The 18,524-nt window shown below is 42.4% G+C and carries 17 protein-coding genes; 3 read left to right on the top strand and 14 right to left on the bottom strand.

Annotation, left to right across the window (positions count from 1 at the left end; translation table 11 throughout):
* Positions 1–203 precede the first annotated feature (203 nt).
* Positions 204–2,015 (bottom strand): hypothetical protein, encoded by a 1,812-nt coding sequence (locus tag HRM2_RS10300; protein WP_015903952.1) that lies wholly within the window; start codon positions 2,013–2,015, stop codon positions 204–206.
* A gap of 317 nt (positions 2,016–2,332) precedes the next feature.
* Positions 2,333–2,587, bottom strand: a complete 255-nt coding sequence (locus HRM2_RS10290) for a MerR family transcriptional regulator (RefSeq protein ID WP_015903951.1) — start codon at positions 2,585–2,587, stop codon at positions 2,333–2,335.
* Between the two features lie 490 nt (positions 2,588–3,077).
* Between HRM2_RS10290 and HRM2_RS10285 the strand changes: the two genes are divergently transcribed.
* The 3 genes from HRM2_RS10285 (at position 3,078) to HRM2_RS10270 (ending at position 8,684) form a co-directional block, all read left to right on the top strand.
* Positions 3,078–4,457 (top strand): IS4 family transposase, encoded by a 1,380-nt coding sequence (locus HRM2_RS10285; protein ID WP_015903621.1) that lies wholly within the window; start codon positions 3,078–3,080, stop codon positions 4,455–4,457.
* Between the two features lie 958 nt (positions 4,458–5,415).
* Complete coding sequence (locus tag HRM2_RS10275) at positions 5,416–6,252, top strand: PEP-CTERM sorting domain-containing protein (RefSeq protein WP_015903950.1); 837 nt, start codon at positions 5,416–5,418, stop codon at positions 6,250–6,252.
* 149 nt (positions 6,253–6,401) lie between these two features.
* Positions 6,402–8,684 carry a tetratricopeptide repeat protein gene (locus HRM2_RS10270; RefSeq protein WP_015903949.1) on the top strand — a complete coding sequence of 761 codons (2,283 nt, stop codon included), beginning with the start codon at positions 6,402–6,404 and terminating at the stop codon, positions 8,682–8,684.
* Between the two features lie 1,277 nt (positions 8,685–9,961).
* Here HRM2_RS10270 and HRM2_RS27070 read toward each other — a convergent pair.
* From HRM2_RS27070 to HRM2_RS25165, 12 genes are all read right to left on the bottom strand, one after another.
* On the bottom strand, positions 9,962–10,105 hold the full coding sequence (locus HRM2_RS27070; protein ID WP_187149358.1) for a hypothetical protein: 144 nt from the start codon (positions 10,103–10,105) through the stop codon (positions 9,962–9,964).
* A gap of 15 nt (positions 10,106–10,120) precedes the next feature.
* Positions 10,121–10,567: a hypothetical protein gene (locus tag HRM2_RS10265; RefSeq protein WP_015903946.1), complete on the bottom strand. Its 447-nt coding sequence runs from the start codon at positions 10,565–10,567 to the stop codon at positions 10,121–10,123.
* 618 nt (positions 10,568–11,185) lie between these two features.
* Complete coding sequence (locus tag HRM2_RS10260) at positions 11,186–11,854, bottom strand: ATP-binding protein (protein ID WP_041273016.1); 669 nt, start codon at positions 11,852–11,854, stop codon at positions 11,186–11,188.
* Between the two features lies 1 nt (position 11,855).
* A complete protein-coding gene (locus HRM2_RS10255; RefSeq protein ID WP_012663098.1) occupies positions 11,856–13,544 on the bottom strand; it encodes an integrase in 1,689 nt (562 codons plus the stop codon).
* Complete coding sequence (locus HRM2_RS10250; RefSeq protein WP_012663155.1) at positions 13,531–14,112, bottom strand: hypothetical protein; 582 nt, start codon at positions 14,110–14,112, stop codon at positions 13,531–13,533. Before HRM2_RS10250 ends, HRM2_RS10255 begins: the two co-directional genes overlap by 14 nt.
* Positions 14,112–14,483 carry a CHC2 zinc finger domain-containing protein gene (locus HRM2_RS10245; protein ID WP_012663013.1) on the bottom strand — a complete coding sequence of 124 codons (372 nt, stop codon included), beginning with the start codon at positions 14,481–14,483 and terminating at the stop codon, positions 14,112–14,114. The genes HRM2_RS10250 and HRM2_RS10245 overlap by 1 nt, the downstream gene beginning before the upstream one ends.
* A 300-nt stretch (positions 14,484–14,783) precedes the next feature.
* A complete protein-coding gene (locus tag HRM2_RS10240) occupies positions 14,784–15,182 on the bottom strand; it encodes a hypothetical protein (protein ID WP_012663014.1) in 399 nt (132 codons plus the stop codon).
* 328 nt (positions 15,183–15,510) lie between these two features.
* Entirely contained in the window at positions 15,511–15,864 is a 354-nt protein-coding gene (locus HRM2_RS10235) for a hypothetical protein (RefSeq protein ID WP_015903822.1), read from the bottom strand.
* An 84-nt stretch (positions 15,865–15,948) separates the two neighbouring features.
* Entirely contained in the window at positions 15,949–16,512 is a 564-nt protein-coding gene (locus HRM2_RS10230) for a JAB domain-containing protein (protein ID WP_015903945.1), read from the bottom strand.
* Between the two features lie 137 nt (positions 16,513–16,649).
* Positions 16,650–16,994 carry a hypothetical protein gene (locus HRM2_RS10225; RefSeq protein ID WP_015903944.1) on the bottom strand — a complete coding sequence of 115 codons (345 nt, stop codon included), beginning with the start codon at positions 16,992–16,994 and terminating at the stop codon, positions 16,650–16,652.
* Positions 16,995–17,173: 179 nt separating this feature from the next.
* A complete protein-coding gene (locus HRM2_RS10220) occupies positions 17,174–17,560 on the bottom strand; it encodes a DUF2958 domain-containing protein (protein ID WP_015903943.1) in 387 nt (128 codons plus the stop codon).
* 40 nt (positions 17,561–17,600) lie between these two features.
* Positions 17,601–18,494 (bottom strand): hypothetical protein, encoded by an 894-nt coding sequence (locus HRM2_RS25165; RefSeq protein ID WP_015903942.1) that lies wholly within the window; start codon positions 18,492–18,494, stop codon positions 17,601–17,603.
* Between the last annotated feature and the right edge of the window lie 30 nt (positions 18,495–18,524).

The following is an 18,524-nucleotide window of genomic DNA, read 5'->3' as shown; positions in this document are numbered from 1 at the left end:
CTCAATGTATTGGGCCAGGATGCCGGTCGGTGGTACTGGATGATAAATCCTACGCTGGGAGTTCTCCAGGACCAACACCACAGGATGGGACCTTCTGAAGCAAGACCTATCGAAACTACTGGAAAGATCTTCTGGGATGACCCTGGGGAATTATTCTCCGGTTTGAATTACCACAACTTGTCCCCTTTACCGGGCAGCTCAAGCTATTTTACAACAGGGTCGAATCCCCTCATATGCTCTCGGTATTTTTCTATCATCAATTTTTCCAATAGGTCTGCGTGTTCTTTCTCAACAATTACGCTGTCATGTATGGGTAAGCCAGTAATCCCGCGTTCATGGAGTTCTGTCAAAATGGCATCCATAATTTTGCTGTCTTTGTTCTGAAGGTCGATGCCAACGCCGGAGAACAGGAACTCTTTAATCGGCACGTGGCGGACTTGGAAATCCTTCATCAAGCCCTGGACGGCACCCAAGTCATCTGCGATAGCGAAACCTTCATCTTTCAGAGCGTCTCGGACCGCTACATGGGCTCCCTTCCGTTTGGCGTTAATGCTGATTAGAGCAACTTTTTTGTATTCATCACGAAGGGAATTATCTCCGACAAGGTAAGGGTCTCCGGTAAATTCCAATCCCAACTGGTGGTAGAGCATCCTGATGTGTAGGCCGGAATAATCATATTCAACGGTTTCATGGCCATTGATTAAGATACGCTTTCTCACAGAATCAGGTATCCCCTGGTAAAAACCACCATAGCCTCTACCTCCTTTGTCAAAATCCAGAGAACCACGGTTGAAAACTCGGTGGAGGGATTTCTTTTTGATTTCAAACTCCAGATGGCGTATCCCGAAGTCAGCCAATGGACGAGTCGCCTTGAACAATTTTTTCCGCTTCATATCCCTGATATCCTTGGTCCTTCCCTGAAATTTAAGTAGGTTGAATAACTTTTTCATGTAAAACAGATACAAAAAAAGTGCCGTTTCAGGCTGATAGGTGCGCCATTGCTGGCTGTATAAGGTATGAGTTATGGAAGGAAGAAGTGAATCTATATCATAGAGTTCTACTGTATCATCCTTATCCTGTAGTGTTGGGTAGATGTTGTGTTTATAACCAATACTGGTAATCTGGAGTCCTGGTATATCAGAGAATACTGATAATCCTGGAGTTCTTACTGAATCTGAGATGCTTGAGTTATAAGGTTTCTCTGTGTATAATTTATTCTCAGTGGGATCTTTGAATTGAAGTTCTGACTTTACAACCTGTATCGAACCAGAGACTAAACCTCTCAGAATATTGTCGATTAAAATATTTGGTGACACTAAATCTTGTTCTTGAAGTTTAACTGTGACGCAGTGTTCATTAGCCAGGGTATTGTATTTTGTCAGTCTTTCCTTCATCATCAGTATTGCGTCAGTATCTTCATATTCCACTGGGATAGAATATTTGACGGTTCTTGTTTTGCCTGTTTTTTTGTTCAGAATCTTCCTTGTTTTTTCTTCTCGCAGTTGAACGAGGTTTTCTGGTTCTCTGGTGAAAACATCACCCACGGGCTGAAAATGATAATCTTCAACAAAAAGCCTTATCAACTTCTCTGTGCCCCAGATACGGGTTTCTTTTTTATCCTCTGTCGTAAAATAGCCAATGCTGAGTTGAAGATAGCCTCTCCTCTCCAGTTGGTTTAGAATACGAATGGTTCTATCATAGGTAAAAAAGACCTTGCCAAAGACATCATTCTTGGAATATTTGTTTTTATTGAGGGATATCTGAATAGGACAACCGACGCAGAAGCCGACCCAGAGATTGACCAGGAATACCAAGAGCATGTCCATGTCCTTGGCTTTGGCCCTTGAGTATCGATACTCCTCTCCGATTTCCTTGAATATGTAATCACGTGCTTCAATGACGTGCTTTTTATTGCTCCACCGCCATACACTGAAGGGAATAGCCGTGTTCAGCCAGTCTGTGAATTGTGCTTTGTTGATGCGGTTGGATGGTTTTTTCTTTAAACTTCTTTTCATGTAAATACTCCTTAACTATAAATTATTTTTTGCCATGAAACTCCTTTTGAGTTCAGGTTGAAGTGATGGGCACCCGTTCCTAAATGGATCAGGTGCCCGGCTAAATCCTTTTTAATTCTTGGGCTGGAAAGGGAATCGTTTTGGCCCTGTCTGATCTGTGGGCATTCCCTCAACTAAAGTGCGGTCCAGTTTGTATAAATTGTAAACCACGAGATGTAAGGCACAATTATCAAGCCGTTCATCATAAATGGCGCACATAGATTGAAGGCACTCTTTCTTGTAAAATGGACACTGCTTTCCGTCTAATCTTGACATTTCTATTCTTCCTCCTTTTGTGAATTTTTGTTCGCTTTTTCAGCGGCTACTGACAAGGTAAAGCCCTCATTCAGGTATCCCTTAATGGCCGTAAGTAGTTGAATCTGGTCCTCTGAATAAATCCGGTACGCTCGAGCTCCGCAAACAACACGGTTGATGCCCTGGATGTACCCACGATCCTCCCAGTGTCGTAGCTGTTTCTCTGTGACTCCTGTAATTCTGGCTGTGTCACCGATTGAATAATCTTGTCTTTGCATATGAATGCCTCCTGTGAATAAATTTTTGAGACGAAAAATGTCTCTCTACAAATAAGGGAGGTTAGTTTATTCACCCTGAAAATAATGGGATTCAAATCTGGTAGGAGGGAATACCTCACCATGTATACGGGTTTATACACTGGGTTGGTGAGGCACTTGGCAAACGAAGCCTGTTTATAGGCCCTATCTTGACTGTATCAACGCTGTGTGTGGCACAAGGGTTTGCTTCAGGGAAGGCTACTGGGTAGGGTTTGATTGGAGTGTTGAACAGTCCAAAAATCTATAAATACTACTTAAACAAATACAAGTAATAATACAGCAGTATTTTATTTATTATTATATTATATATCTCAACTTTCGGAGTTTAGTCACTCTAAATTTTAAAAATACAACAATTTGAAATAACTATTAATATTGACGAGATTCACTACCTATGATACGTGTTCTTTACCCCTAAAAAACAACAATCAAAGATAGGAATCTCATCAAAATGCATATTACCTCGACAGAATATCAAAATCAAACCATAAATCCTGAAAAGCTCGGAATTTTTGGTAACTATTTTTCCAAATTAAAAGTTGGAAGCATGCTCAACAATTCAGGTATAGTCAAAACCAAAGGTGCTTCTCCCCTGGAATTGTTCACTATCGTTTTCAATCTGGCGTTTATTGGCAAAAACTTCTTCCAAGGCGTAGTGCGGAATAAAAAAGTGGGAGTCGGAAAAGATGCCGTGTATGACTTTTTAAATTCGCCCACCTATAACTGGAGACGGTTTACAACTCTTCTTAGCAGCCGAATTTATTGTATAATTAAGGGTCTTCTGGATAATTCTTCTGAAGAGGTTCTTATCTTTGATGACTCGCCATACGACAGAAGCCGTTCCAAAAAAGTGGAACTTCTTTCCCGTGTATATGATCATGCAACTCACAAATATCTAAAAGGCTTCAGGCTGCTTACTCTTGGCTGGTCAGATGGTAACAGTTTTCTCGGGATTGATTTTGCCTTGTTATCATCAGCAAACAAAAAGAATCGATACAATGAAATCAATCCAGATATTGATAAAAGAACGTGCGGTTATCAACGCCGCAAAGAAGCGATAACAAAATCCACAATGCATCTGGAACCAATGGTAAAAAAGGCCCTCAAGACTGGTATCAGGGCGAAGTATCTTGTAATGGATAGTTGGTTTTCAATGCCTTCGGTGATTTCGAGCCTTCGCAAGCATATCCACATTATCTGCATGCTTAAGGATCATCCAAAATGGTTTTACGAGTACAATGGAAAGAGACTCAGGTTAAGTGACCTTTATGGAAAATTAAAGAAAAAAAGAGGGAAGGCCAAAGTTAAGGCCAGTGTCCTTGTTCGGTTACCTGACGGGAACAAAGCCAGAGTCATATTTGTCCCCTGTGATAAAAAACGAGGATGGCTCGCCTTTTTATCAACAGATATTACCATAGCAGATGATGAAATAATAAGGCTGTACGGTAAACGCTGGGATATCGAAGTATTTTTTAAAATGTGCAAACAGCATCTAAAACTGGTTAAAGAGATCCAAATCCGGAACTATGATGGTTTGATCGGACACACTTCCCTGGTAATGGCCAGATACAATATTCTGAGTCTGTTCCAAAGGAAAAGCGTTGATCAACGATCATTTGGAGATTTATTCAGAGCCTGCAATGAAGAATTGGCCAACATAACTTTCCTTGATGCACTAACGAGGATAATGCAATTAGCCATGGCTACGTTACGAAAGGTTCATAACTTGTCTGAGAAGATCATAAATTCCATGCTCGACCTGATAATGGGTGAAGCACTTGTATATTTCGGCCTTTCCAATCGGCAAACGCCCCTATTGGAAGGGGAATAGAGATGAATTTACTTCTCAGAAAGTTGAGTTATATATTCTATGGGCGTAATTTTTACCCTAAACCCAGGGTAAAATTTACCCTAAACAGTGTTAAACTCCAATAATCATCGAATAGCGGTAGTTATAGACTATGGAAGGAATTTACTAAAAGTATTCCAGCAGTTCCCATCCTTCAAGAAACGACCAAAGAAAGGGCTTTAGCTATGGCTTAGATGGATTGATATCGAGTCCTATTGATAACGATACTTCTATTTGCTTCAACTATCGGGCAAAAACCTCGTTTTATAGCGATATGTCTCTCGAGGAATAGTTGGACATTAGAAAAAACTATAGCTCTCTCAAATCGATAATTTTGACCTTTCTGATGGGATTTATCACAAGTCTTCTTGGCCCAGGTCATCCTCATACTGTCTTCTTTCCAAATCTTCTTCAGCCAGCTCTTAAGGTACCCCACATTGCTTCTGTCAGTCCGGTCATTTTGACAAATCTTAACAGCAACCTTTGAGACCGCTCTGGAGAAAACCGGATCAAATGATTTTTTTTGCAATATCTGGTTTTTTGATGTAATGATCATTTCAGGAATTTTTGCAGATACCATTTGAATTGTTGAATGTTGGGGCAGTTAACCTTTATGCAAGTATCTTTGATATTTTCGACAACCCTGATACATAAGTCAACTGCACTTTGGGCTAAAACAACCTATTTTTTCAACTGCACCAACCTGATTTTGCATGAACCACTGCTATGGGGCATCATCATCGTTCTTTTCATCTTTTCAATTGTGAAAAAAAAATACACAAAATTATATAATTTTTTACTCAATTGCTCATGTTTTTTTTTCATACCATAAAAAATTGCTTATAATATTAATATGTTGAGTTTTGGCACAGTTTTTGATTGTGAAAATCACAGGTTATGTAGTTGTATATTCATGATATTTTTAAAAAGGAGAATTTTAATGAAACGATTTTTATTGGTTTTAGCAACCCTGATAGCTTTTTCAGGGTTTGCGATGAACGCATCGGCAGCCTATCTGACTGGCGGCGATGCAACAGACAAGGATTCTGCTGATGTTATTCTTGATATTGCTTTTGCTATTGATACAAGCTCCTCAATGAATGACGAAGCATCTGAGATTAGCACGGCCATGAATAATCTGGTTACAAATCTGGCATGCCCTGACTGCGATGTCTGGATCCAGGCAACTTTTTATGGGATCAATGGAAGTTATACTGGTCTTTTTGATCAAGTGCTGAATGGTTCGGCAGTTAACCATGATGAAGACAATGCGCCGGCTGTAAACGATCTTTTAAGTTCTGCTTATGCTTCTTCATGGATGGTTGGTGGTGCAGCAGCTGGGCAGGATTATTATAAAGCGATTGTCACAATTGGTGATGAAGGGACCGAAGATGGATATCCGATAGAACAGAATGATTGGGCTGCCGCTTATTCAGCTAACCAGGCTGCGATTGGTGCCGGTGTCATGATTTTCTCAATGGTTGGAACACCTTGGGCCTCTTATGCTTCGGATGCACCCAATCGTGATGACGTGTTCCAAGCGATGGCCATTGGCGGAACAGGGGGAGGGTATACATTTGGTGCCACCGGTGGGACTTTTGTTTCTACTGCAACTAGCGTATCCGGATCAGCCAGCACCGTTGAAGCTGATCTTGAAGCAATTATCTGTACTGCAGCAGGCGGTGGTACTGGTGCAACCGTTCCGGAACCGGCCACAATGCTTCTTTTCGGGGTTGGCCTGATCGGCCTTGCCGGATTCAGCAGAAAAAAAGTATAATTTCGATTCGTAAACGGATATTTAAAAAGGACAGGATGTAACATCCTGCCCTTTTTTTATTGGCAGAATTTTCTAAATATCAAAAGACCATTGAAAAAGTAGGCTGTTGCAAGTTAGAATGATGAACCGATTATTTTCAGGAGGGAAACATGGATCGTCAGATTTTTAAATTGGGCATCATGGTCTTTTTGATTTTTTTTGTGTTTTCAGGCTGTACATCTGATTCTCAAAAGATAGAAAATTACCTTTCAGAGGGAAATGCCTATTTCCAGGAAGGCGAATATGGAAAGGCAAAAATTCAATATCTGAACGCTATCCAGCTGGATCCAAAATCTGTGAAGGCGCACAGACTTTTAGGAAAAGCTGTTTCAAGAATAGGTGATCCAAAAGAAATTTTCAGAACGTATTTAAGGCTTGAAGAAGTTGACCCGGAAAATATTGAAGCCAAGCTTCGCCTTGCATCCATAACCCTTCTGGCAGGGCAGGTCACTGAAACTCAGAAACGGGTGGATTTTGTACTTGAAACGGATACTGATAACATTGAAGCGTTATATCTGCAGGCCGGGATACTTGCCAGGCAAAATAAAGGCATTGAGCACACAAAATTATTGTATGAAAAAATTTTAGACATCGACTCCAGACAAATCCCGGCTCTTCTAGTTCTGTCTAAAATTTATATTGCAGAAAAAAAATGGGATGCTGCCCAAAAGGCATTAAAGACAGCCATTGACTTTGATCCAGATAACATGGCGCTGCAAAAATCCTTATATCTTTTGTATGTTGACAAAAACGACCTTGAATCTGCGGAAGGCATGCTGAAAATCATCCGGGATAAAAATCCGGAAGACCCTGAGGCCTATCTTATGCTGGGCAAATTCTATTCGGGCAGGAAAGAAAATCGCAAGGCAGAACAGGCATTTCTTTCGGCCATTGAAAAAGATCCTGAAAATTTGAACGCCCATCTGATGCTTGCCAGGTTTTATACGCATATCGGAAAAAATTCCCAGGCTGAAAAGTTTATCCGGAAGGCCCTCTTGATCGATCCTGAAAATTTTGAAGCAAAAATGGCTTATTCTGAATTTCTGTTCGCCCATAACAAGAACGAACAGGCAGAAAAAATTATTGATGAGGTGTTGAAAGATCGGCCGAAATTCCTAACGGCCCTGACGGTCAAGGGCAAAATACTGATATCGAAAAAAGAATTTAAACCGGCCATTGAAATTTTCCAGAGCCTTTTGAACGAAGAGCCTGATTCATCGGATATAAATTTTCTTTTGGGAACGGCAATGTTTGAAACCGGAAAGATAGAAAGAGCACTGCCCTATTTGTCAAAAGCGCTTGAACGGAAACCTTCTTTTCATCAGGCCAGGTTTTTAAGAGCGCAGATTTATTTTCGCGATATGGATTTTTTCAGCGCCAAGACTGAAACGGAAAAAATTATCAACGCCCTGCCGAACCATTATCCGGCACATCTGCTGCTGGGAAATATCCACATGGCGCAAAAGCATGAGCCGGAAGCCGAAACCATTTTTACAAAATTGATAACACTTGCACCGGACAATCCCTCTGCATACTATCGCATGGGTGTTTTAAGAAAGCTACAAAAGGAAAAAATTGAAGCGCTTCAATATTTTAATACAATTCTTGAGATCAATCCAGGCCGGATGGATGCGTTTGGTCAGATTATCTCGATTTATGTTACAGATCAACAAGACGCCATTGCAATTAAAACGTGTCTATCCCATCTGAAGAAATTAGATGCGGCCATACATAAATCAATTGTTCATACTATCCTGGGGCAACTCTATCAATCAAACAACAAAACCGACCTCGCTGAGGAAGCCTATAAGAAAGCTATAAAAGAAAATCCAGCATACATCCCATCTTACACAGCACTGGCTGCCATGTACAAGGCCCAGGGAAAGATAAATGATTCAATCGAGCAATATGAGGCATTGATCGGGGAAAATCCCGGTCATGCATCCAGTCATAACCTTCTGGGACAGCTTTATGAAGGTAGGCAGCAATATGATTTGGCTGAAAATCATTATAAAAAAGCGTTGGAAATTAATCATCAGTTTCTTCCGGCCATGAACAATCTTGCTTTTTATTACGCAGAGCATGATAAAAACCTTAATACGGCCCTCCAACTTGCCCGTAATGCAAAAGAAAAGGCTAACGATTCAACGGCAATAATGGATACTTTGGGCTGGGTATACTATAAAAAAAGGATTTATGATAGTGCACTTGCAGAATTTAAAGTCTGTGTTGAACAATCACCGGACAACCCTGTTTATCAATATCATTTTGGCCTTGCATCCTATAAAAAGGGAGACTATCTGAAGGCTGAAGCCGCTTTGAAAAAAGCCCTGGAACTCCAGGCAGATTTTGATGGGGCTGAAAATGCCAGAAATGTGCTGTCACTGCTATGATAGAAAAGCTGCTTCCAGTCAGAATGTTGATTTTCCCCAAATACCAGCAGTCTTAAAAAAAGCCGTGACGTCTCTGGCCCAAACCCTAAAACGATCAAATAATGAGTGATCAAGAGAAACACAGGCGGTATTCCGATATGAAAAATCCCCTGATTGTAATTCAATATAGGATTACTTCAGAGCTATCACCAAGGGGCTGACTGGAATTTGGAACTCATAGGGAGACCAAAACCAATCCCTTCTCCTGCTGATTGGAGTCAATGATAATTATCCTATCCTGAATCTTTAATAGATCGTAATTTTTCAATGATATCAATCGTAAATTTGACCCTTGTTGATGTGAACAGGTTCTATTGAGCCACCGAAAAACACTGCCACCTCCCGGCCTACTAATTTCAGGCCGGGGGCTAAAGGCAATATTCCCCTGTCAAATGGCCATGTAGCATAGCATAAAGTAGTATTGTAAATGTAGAACCCATCCCTCACAGACCCAACACGATTGAACCAGCAATAGTCATGAGAAGTGCCGGAGCATACAGGTACACAAAGAGGCAGTACTGGGATTCCATTGAACAGCAGTGTGGTGCTGCTGAGGTGGATACTACGGGATAATACTACTCTACTGCTATGCCCCTGTTTCATGATTCAGTTTAATGGCCCCCGGCCAGTGAATTTCGTGGGGCAAAGAATCCTGCCATGGCTATACCAATGCTGCTCCTCCCGCAGTCCGCGTGGAAAATTCCCCCGGCGGCTGAAATGTCTGTTCCTGATGCAAAAATAGATGCCCCATAAACCACCCCAATAGAATAAACAATTGCATAAGCAAAGGATATAAGACGAACCCTTACCTGACTGGTGTCTATAAAATAAAACCACAGGGATGAGATGCTATGAGGACGATTGCTGACTTTACATTTGGGACTACGGGGATACCGGACTGCTGGATTTGAACTGCGTTGGAGTAATGCTGCCACGAAGGGTCTGGTGTTTTATGGGTACTGGAATTGACGGGTGCTACGAGATGGGCAATAGGCTTGATGGTTGCTACGGGTGTTGGTGCTACGGGATAGACACTGCTTGGGATGAGAACCACGGGTGTTGGTGCTATTGGATAGATACTGCTGGGATGAGGACTACGGGTGTTGGTGCTATGGGACAGGTGCTACTGGGTTGAAGACTACGGGTGTTGGTGCTACGGGATAGACACTACTCTATCACTTTTATTACCATATACCACTACCACTACCACTACACTACCACTACCATTACCATTACTACTACCACGGCTCTTCATCATCCAGGTCCAGGTCATCTTCCCTTTGCTGTCGCCGTCGTTCCTGCTCTTCCTCTTCCAACTCTTCTGACAGTGGGCCAATAATTATCCAGTCTTCCACATCAAAACCGTCAAAATCAGGGAACATAATTTTACCTCCTCGTTAAAATGGTATCTCAAAATCATCAAAGGTTATCGGCTCAGGCTTTTCAACCGGTACAAACTTGGCATTATCCGGAATCAATCCCCTGAACTCTTCCGGTATTTCTCCTTGTTCCCATAGGTTCATGGTCCTCACCTCTCTACCGTCATTAAACAAGATGTGGAATTCTTTTCCTCCATTCCCCCTGAAAAGATATCCTTCGCCCCCTATCATGTAATGCTTGCCATCGATGATAGCTTTCCTGGCCTCATCTGCTGGTTTTAAGCATGTCTTTTTCAGCCAGAAGGAACAATCAAAGCAGTTGTCCCCCAGATAAGCGTCAGGTGTGAGATTCTTTTTGTAAGTCTTGCCACAAAATTCACAGATTTCAATCATTTTTTTTATCTCCTTTATCCTTGGACTTGCTTCCAGGATTGAATCAAGTACCTGCTGGATATTCTTGTTCATGGCTTTCTCCTTTGCCCTGCGTATGGCTTTCAGGGCTGTTTTTCGTTGATTTAAGATGGATTTGTTGATGGGAAGGGTTTGTTTCTAATAGCCGCACTGGGAGCAGATTATGGTGGGATTTGTGCCGTTTCTGATGGTGATGTCATTCCCGAGAAAGTGGCCGAATGTAATGTGATGCCCACAGTCGAGTTTGAATTTGCGACCCTTGAGTTGTTTGATTATTGATAAGATGCAAATACTCTAACGCTTTTTATCTGCCCTGTTTTTATAAAAAAGGCCTCAATAACATTTATAATCAGCTACTTGCATAGCATTGGCCCTAATCGTGTTTTCGCAAAATACTCTAACGCTTCAAATAAACATCATTTTTTACAGTAGGTTAATGCTATTTTATAGCAGTGTTGCACGGAATGTGTATTTCAAAAATCAGTCAATGAAGTTTGAGAAGTTGTAAACAAAAATAGACCATTCGCTAAAAAAGCGTAATGGTCTATCCTGATTTAATTATCTTGTCCGAGGTATCTAATCTGGACGATCTAAAGTTTTAGAACAGCAAAATCAGTCCTTTCTGGCCTCACATTATTTCTTGGTGAAATTTTTCCATGTGCCTTATGTTCGTTATTGAGGAGGAAGATCAGAGAGAAATTCCAAGGCAAGATTGATGTCAACAAAGGTGTATTTCAACTCCTTTGCTCTGTCCCTGCAGTCTGTACAAATTTCTCTGAATTTTCTCATATCGCCTTTGGTCGTCATATAAATCTGTTCAATGGCCTCCTGTTCAATATCCTTGTACTCGACAATGAAATCTTCTACCACAATCGGGTATAGAATAAGCGTTTTCAAGCGGCTGAGGATGTCTGGATGCTCGCGGGTTAAAAAGGTCCTCACCTTTGGTAATCCTGCAAATACAATGGGAACACCGGCATCGATAACCCTTTTGAGGTAGGGCCAGACCCGGGGATCAAGATCGTTTGCCTCGTCGATTAAAATAAAGCAGTTGGACAGACTGCATATCATTTCCAAATATTGAGGGGTTCGCCGGTAGGTGGCGATTGTGTCGTAATTTAGCTTCTTTAAAATCGATGCCAGGGTTTCATGTATGTTGAACAGTGACTCCACCCAGACGGCATGAAGTTTTTTCGGTTGCAGCAATTTCAAGAAACGGGTTTTACCCACGCCATAATCACCCTCGATCAAGACGCTCTGCCTACGATAGATTCGGTTATATGTGGCCCCCAGATAAGAAATGCGGCGTTTGTCATTTATAAAATCTTCTTTTCGTTTCATGTCATATTTCTCCAGAAAACGCATACGGTGCCACATGGATTCTTCGATAATGGCTTTCACAATCGAGAATAAAAGCATTGAACAGCACTGCCCCTTTTATATTCGTGGGTTGCTGCATCTTTTTTATATAGGTGGTGTATCTTTTCTGGTTATGCTGAAGGATTTGCTTTGCCATGGGCATGGAAAGACCTTTTTTATAATTTTTAATCAGGAGGGGCCGATCGACGACCATGCTGTTGTGCTCCAAAAAGGCGATGATCTGATCCAGCTCATTTTTGTCCGGCAATATGGTCAATACTTTTAACGGCTTTTCAAAGGGCTTTCGGGCAAGGGCTTCTCCCCAAAAAATACCATCCTCCCTGGGCTCAAAAAGGAAAAGCTTGTCATTGTATCTGGATATCTGAACGGGTGTACTTTTATGGGAGCTGAACTTGTCTACACCCATGGTCACATAGTAATCCTGATTTTCAAATCTGATGGTCTTCTGCTTTGATACCGTGGCTTTTGTTTTTCTAAATCCATATTTCATGTGCTCCTTGACCTGATCAGTACAAAAGGTCAGTGTGCTGGTAAATGTTTTAAAAAAGTCTGTGAGCTTTTTATCCGGCACCCAGGCACTGACTTTTCCTTTTTCAGAGAAATAGTGGCGTGTACAGTTGTGTTCATGGCGATATTTCTCCATAAGTGAGCTTGTTTTTAACTCATCCAAATTTATATCAAGGAGGGTAACGGTGATTTTTTCTTGTTTTCCTTTTTTGAAGATGTACCCGGGCTCTGTCTTTACGATCCTTTTTTCAAACGCCTTGATGATTCGGATTTCAAAATTATGAAGGCTGCGGTGGGATGATTCCAGGTGAGCCTTATCCTTGGGAGCATGGATCCTTGAGAAATCAGGTTCCATATAAAACCCGTTCGGGGTGGAATGTTTCAAATTCAAGTCGTTGATGGGGCGCTTAAGATTTAAAAAGCCCTTGGCATTATCCGGCCGGATACGAATCTTTTTTTGGGGAAATGGCCTATCCAGTAAAAATTTGGTGAACAGGTTCACGGAGTTCCAACTGCTTTCGGAAAAATACGCATCCAGGACAAACATATAACGAGAGCCCGTATCATAAAATTCTATGACCTGGGGCTTTTGCCAATGACCCTTGTCGTTTCTGATCTTAAAATATCTAAAAATACAGCCATCCATCTGGATCAGATCAAACACCGGTTCTGGTTTAAAACTATTTTTGACCGGAATATCGTCCTCGAAATCTGGTTTATTCAAATATGATTTGAGGTTTTCACGGTAAACACAGTGCCTGAGGGCATGGATGGAGATCCTCTTTTTGAACTCTTTCTCAAGCCAGTGGTGATAATTTTTAATGGTTCTTGCCTTATGGGTAATAAAGATGAACCGTTGGCTTGACGGATCACACGACTCTTTTACCATTTCTATAAAACGTCTGCGGACCTGTTCGGAGAAAGAACGGGGACGTCCACTGCACTTGCGGCCCTCCATGACCTTCTTTTCCACAAGTAGGAGTGGCCCCGGAATAATGCCGGTTTTTTGATATTGATCTTTGTAATATTTTTTACTTGCTCGTTTGGCCGAGCCTTTTTTGTTCATGATCTTTTTATGGAGCAAAAGATTGAAACGGTCATCAAGCGTCAGAGTAGGTATGACCTTCAGGTTATCCGTGTCCATTGCCGTTCTCCCTTGTCAATATTTTTTCCCGAATGACCCGGTTCCACAATAGCCCAGCCTGGCGAGATGTCTTTTGCCAGTGATCCTGTTGGGCCAGTCGAACCTGGTCAAGCATTGCCTGGACAGCATCCATATAGGCTTTGCTGACCTGATCGGTTAAATCCACAGGTTCGTCTTTACTGCCGGTGTCGTTTTCTTTTGCGGAATCAATGAACTGTTTGATGTTTGGTGCGGTTATCTCCATGGCGGTTTTTAAAAATGCCTTCCATATTTTACGCTGTTCGATGGGATCCAATGGGGCCAGGGGGCGCACCTGGGATTCATTGTTGGGAAGAATGTCTCCAATTGGAGACAGATTGTTGATAACCTTATAGGATTCTATCAGGCGATAAGCTTGGGCTCTGCCCATATCCCAGCGCACTCTGGCATAAGTTTCAAAACTACTGAAAAGATTGAGTTTATACAGCCGGGTATCTTTTATCTCTTTCAGAGCTTTGCCTATTTCATGGAAATGACTCTGATTACGGGCAATAAGATTCTCCAGACGGGTCAACCGATCCTGTTCCATTATCCTAATCCTCCCGGCATGGTCTGGCCGATGCCTCCGATAAAATTTTGCAACCCCTGTCTGGCATCTTTGTTCTGATTCGGAACTTTGACCATCAGGCGTTTTAAGAACAGAACGCTCTCTTTAAACCCGATTCTCTGAACAGTCATCACAAGATCGATGGTGTTGAAGTTTTTTTCACATCGAAAGCACCGGGCCAGGTTGGTGGCTGGGTTTATGGCTGTCTGGAATTCATTACAGATCGGGCACAGAAAACGGAAAAAGCCTTCACTGATTTTTGATGGCATTTCCAGTTGCTCCCTTATCAACATCTCCACAGGGATAAAATTTCTTAATTCAAACAACTCTTGGGATGAAAATTTTTTTGGCATGAGTCCTCACATTTGTCGGGGTTATCAAGGCACTTTGCCTTAAGCTCAAGGCAAGGTGTAAAAATCCTATTTTTAAACTACTATAATAGCCCCATCCTTGTCTGTTGTGTCTTAAACACCCTTATGTATTAGTCTGTTCGTATCTCCTTTATTTACAGAGGTTTAGGTTAATGATGCGTCTTAAAACCCTAAGTCGATTACTTTGTTGGGATATCAATGAATTACAGTTGGTTAAGTCTATGATGCGTCTTGAAACTCCGATTCGATTAGTCGAGGTTTTTATCCATAAACACCCCCCCCCTATCTGAACGCAGTTTTTGAATCGTATGACTGATTCAGAATCTGCCAAGCTACATATTGGATGACGATCATATTTCTTGTTCCATACTCGTTTTCTAAAATTTCATATGGCAATACGGGCTTTGCCAGGCAGTTGGGCGGGGGGTGTTCATGGGGAGGTATGCTGGATTTAAATTCCTTAGAAGATTCTTCCTCAATCTTTTCTAATTTTTTACCCAGATAGTTATTTTTAAAATATTCACCGTTTTTTTTGTTCCATTTTTGACAGTTTCTTCGGTGCTGTTCAGTTTTGCAGGCAGACCTTCCACATGTTGTCTGTCGTCCTTTTTGGCGGACATCCGGCTTAAACCATTTGCGGCAAATACAGCAGGGGCGTTTTCCACTTGAACTTTTTGCCATTATATTTTCTCCAAATTTAAATCTGGATGAAAATATAGCCCTAAAAATTGATTTTGTCGTAAAAGCGGCGGGGTAAGCGGGGTATGATTTATTTTCTATTTGGCGGGGTATTCGCGGCGGGCTGCCCTAATCATAGCGTTATAGTATTTTGCGAACGATTTTGGGGGTAGGCGTTAGAGTATTCGCATCTTAACAGATTATCTCCCTGAGTTCGTCTGCGTCCTGATATGTTTCCTTCTGTTCCTTTGTCATGTGGGACCTCCAAAAGCAGAAAAAGCCACCCAGGGTTGAAATTCCCCAGATGGCTTCCTGAATGTCGTTAAAATTTTTATGCGTAGATGACCTTGACGGTGTCAAAACTGATTGCCCAGCCGTCCAACCTGTCGTTGCTACTGAAACCGTTGTTGAGCCAGATGCCTCCGTGGAATACGTTCGGGTGATGCTGGCGGTCAAATTCGATGAACAGGTTGCAGATATACTTCCACATTTCTCGCCCAACCTCTGGGAACCCTTCAATTTGTTTGATGCGGTCCCAGTCTGGAAAGACCAGTTTGTAGACCCCAACCAGGGCAGAGTTTTGGCTATCCACAATCTCAAATATATCGAGCAAACGTTGTTGAAGGTCTTCTTTTGTTGTAATTCCCTGGTTTGCCAATGCGTTGTTTCTGTAAATCTTTTTCATTTCTGTCTCCTTGTGTTTTGGGCATAAAAAAACCACTTGCCGGGCTGACAAATGGTTGAAGGTCAATGAATTGTGCCGGTAGGTTCAGATTGATTCGTTGTACATATCCTGAATCAACCCATTTTCTGAAAAGCTATAGAAGGAATCATCGTCCATATTTATGATGAGATGTTCGTGGACAGTTATTCCCATAATATCGGAAGCCTGGATGATCCTTTTTGTGATGGCTATGTCTTCAGGGGATGGAGTAAGGGTGCCACTGGGGTGGTTATGACAGAGAATCATGGCTGAGGAATTAGCCAGAATTGCTGGTTTTAATACCTCCCTTGGATGAACAGTGGCAGAAGAGAGGCTTCCTGTAGAAACGATATTTAAGCCTATAATTTTGTTCTTAGCATTTAGCATCAAGATACAGAACTGCTCCCGATCTGGCTGCCCCTGCATCTCAATTAGAGATTTCATTATCTTCTGAGCCTGCTTAGGCCCACTCAATGATTCCCGACCAAACTTTATGCCTTTATCTCGAACCAGGGAGACCCGGTAAACAGAGATAAACTTCTTGCTGGGTTTTGTGTTCGTCTTAGGTTCGCCAAATAAATTTATCTGCTTGTATTCCGGTGGCTGTTCCATGACCCTTGCCTTTTTCATGTTGACTACTCCTTAAAATAAAAAAAGCCTTCCTGGAGAATCCAGAAAAGCCTATGGTATTGATGATACGGGTTTTTGGGGTTGTGTGGTTGTTAGCGCCTGGTTAACAGAAAATGTATTCTATCCGGCTGTGTATCTCATATAAATTCCCTCAGCTTTTTGATGATTGTGGAAGGGGGCAATCCTTCACGCCCCAGGGTCTCTTTAATCTCATGGTCTTCTACGAACATTTCCCCTACGATTTCAGAGCCCTCAAAGATCTGTAGGCCAACATATCCGAGGCTCTTATTGTGGCTAAGGACATAGGTCTGAAGGCCCTCACGATACACATCCAAGCCATCACCATAACCGGCAGAAAGTTTATGAGTATGCTGGCCGGATATGTCCCTGAATGTGATTACAAGGCACGGGCTGTGTCGTTTGGCATGCAGCATCTCCCAGAAATCTTCTTTGTTGATTCGGTAATTATGGATTTTTCTCATTCGTTCCTCCTATCTGTTGAATGGACATGAAGCACATTTTGTTTTATCCCGGCAGGCCTGGCATATTTTATCCTTGTCCAGTGTGGCCCCAAGATAATCAAAAATTTCATTCATTGCCTTTGTCATTGGCATCCGCAATTTCCAGGCAATACGCCGTAAGGTGGCACTGTGCAGTTGTGTTAATTCGGGAGTGTATGCCATTGGTTTTCCCCTTTCTGAGAGTTGTTCATGGTGGTAAATGGCCATCCCTGGGCCTTACAGATGAGTTCCACTTGCCAGGCAGGTCTGGGCTTCCAGTAGAAATCGCAATCAATCTCAAGATACCCCTTTGCCTTGATGGATTTCAGTTCATTGAGACTGGCATAGCCCCATTCCGCATTACGCAAATCTCCATGGAGAATGGCAAAGCCAAAGAAGGTATCTACCCCATCGAACTCAACAACAAACCAGTCGCAGCCGCCGATGAAGAAATGGAAATGAACGATTTTGTCCTTCATGGGTATGTGTTCTGTCTCATAGAGTCTCGGGATAGTTGCCAATTGTTCAGGTGTTGGTGTGTTCCACATTGTTGTCGTCTCCTTTTGTGTTGGTGATTATGGCTGGATTTCAGCCGTTTTTATTGATGAGATGCTTTATGAACCGTGAGGCTTCAACCCTGTTAAGATCATTCAGGTGCTTCCCGAATAAATCCTGGCACTGGCTATTCAAGCTGTCTGTGTTGTAGCCTCGTTTTCCAGTGATATGCTGAATCAACTTCTGTTGCTTCGGGGTCATTGGCTTCTCTGTACGAAAATTACAATCTGACCGTCCATGGAAGTTGTCCCGATTACAACCTGACATGACAGGCATAGTGCTTTGATGACAATCTCCCAGCCTGGTTAGGGTGTGCTGATGGGTCTTGATGAACACCCCGGACAGAGCCGAAACACGGATTACGGCATCCACCAGAGCGGACTTGACAGCCATCTTGATGCTGGTATTTAGACTCCAGTTGTCCTGCCGGATGTGGCGACCACCAGTCCCTTCAGAAACAACAGCGCCATTTTGCGTGTGAAGTTCACATTTGATGATTATTTGGCTGACTTCTTGACGAAAGACACAGGCCTTTTCATACTGTTCCAGATTGGGGAATCGAGCTGTAAGTCCCAGTACAGCGATAATACGTTCAGCACCGGCCTTGTAGAGCATCGGGCGGGAATAATGGCTGATGTCTCGACACAGGGCAGGATTTCCGGCTCTCGCGTATCGGCACCGCTCATCCAGATGGATTCTCCCGAACTCAATGCCCTCTCTGAAATTCTCCCGCATCCACCGGAGCAGTGCCTTCCTGTTCTCTTCACGTTTGTTCAAGGCCTTGGTGAAGGTCTCGGTGGGCATGTCCAAGGGAGCATTGGGGAATAGAGTTATGCCGCCGGATTTCGTTTTGTCTGCCCCCGGGGATGGTTCTCCTGGAGGCTTGAAACGTTTGATAATCTCTGTCTGGTTGATGGGGGTAAGCATAAAAACCTCCTTTTGCTGATGGTGAAAATG

The sequence above is a fragment of the Desulforapulum autotrophicum HRM2 genome, from assembly GCF_000020365.1.
GTDB lineage: Bacteria > Desulfobacterota > Desulfobacteria > Desulfobacterales > Desulfobacteraceae > Desulforapulum > Desulforapulum autotrophicum.
Note: the sequence above shows the minus strand (reverse complement) of the source record. Positions and strands in the feature narration are given on the sequence as shown.

Coding starts and splice junctions, on each gene's coding strand:
- HRM2_RS10300 (WP_015903952.1), bottom strand. CDS start 2,015: ATGAAAAGAAGTTTAAAGAAAAAACCATCCAACCGCATCAACAAAGCA.
- HRM2_RS10290 (WP_015903951.1), bottom strand. CDS start 2,587: ATGCAAAGACAAGATTATTCAATCGGTGACACAGCCAGAATTACAGGA.
- HRM2_RS10285 (WP_015903621.1), top strand. CDS start 3,078: ATGCATATTACCTCGACAGAATATCAAAATCAAACCATAAATCCTGAA.
- HRM2_RS10275 (WP_015903950.1), top strand. CDS start 5,416: ATGAAACGATTTTTATTGGTTTTAGCAACCCTGATAGCTTTTTCAGGG.
- HRM2_RS10270 (WP_015903949.1), top strand. CDS start 6,402: ATGGATCGTCAGATTTTTAAATTGGGCATCATGGTCTTTTTGATTTTT.
- HRM2_RS27070 (WP_187149358.1), bottom strand. CDS start 10,105: ATGTTCCCTGATTTTGACGGTTTTGATGTGGAAGACTGGATAATTATT.
- HRM2_RS10265 (WP_015903946.1), bottom strand. CDS start 10,567: ATGAACAAGAATATCCAGCAGGTACTTGATTCAATCCTGGAAGCAAGT.
- HRM2_RS10260 (WP_041273016.1), bottom strand. CDS start 11,854: ATGAAACGAAAAGAAGATTTTATAAATGACAAACGCCGCATTTCTTAT.
- HRM2_RS10255 (WP_012663098.1), bottom strand. CDS start 13,544: ATGGACACGGATAACCTGAAGGTCATACCTACTCTGACGCTTGATGAC.
- HRM2_RS10250 (WP_012663155.1), bottom strand. CDS start 14,112: ATGGAACAGGATCGGTTGACCCGTCTGGAGAATCTTATTGCCCGTAAT.
- HRM2_RS10245 (WP_012663013.1), bottom strand. CDS start 14,483: ATGCCAAAAAAATTTTCATCCCAAGAGTTGTTTGAATTAAGAAATTTT.
- HRM2_RS10240 (WP_012663014.1), bottom strand. CDS start 15,182: ATGGCAAAAAGTTCAAGTGGAAAACGCCCCTGCTGTATTTGCCGCAAA.
- HRM2_RS10235 (WP_015903822.1), bottom strand. CDS start 15,864: ATGAAAAAGATTTACAGAAACAACGCATTGGCAAACCAGGGAATTACA.
- HRM2_RS10230 (WP_015903945.1), bottom strand. CDS start 16,512: ATGAAAAAGGCAAGGGTCATGGAACAGCCACCGGAATACAAGCAGATA.
- HRM2_RS10225 (WP_015903944.1), bottom strand. CDS start 16,994: ATGAGAAAAATCCATAATTACCGAATCAACAAAGAAGATTTCTGGGAG.
- HRM2_RS10220 (WP_015903943.1), bottom strand. CDS start 17,560: ATGTGGAACACACCAACACCTGAACAATTGGCAACTATCCCGAGACTC.
- HRM2_RS25165 (WP_015903942.1), bottom strand. CDS start 18,494: ATGCTTACCCCCATCAACCAGACAGAGATTATCAAACGTTTCAAGCCT.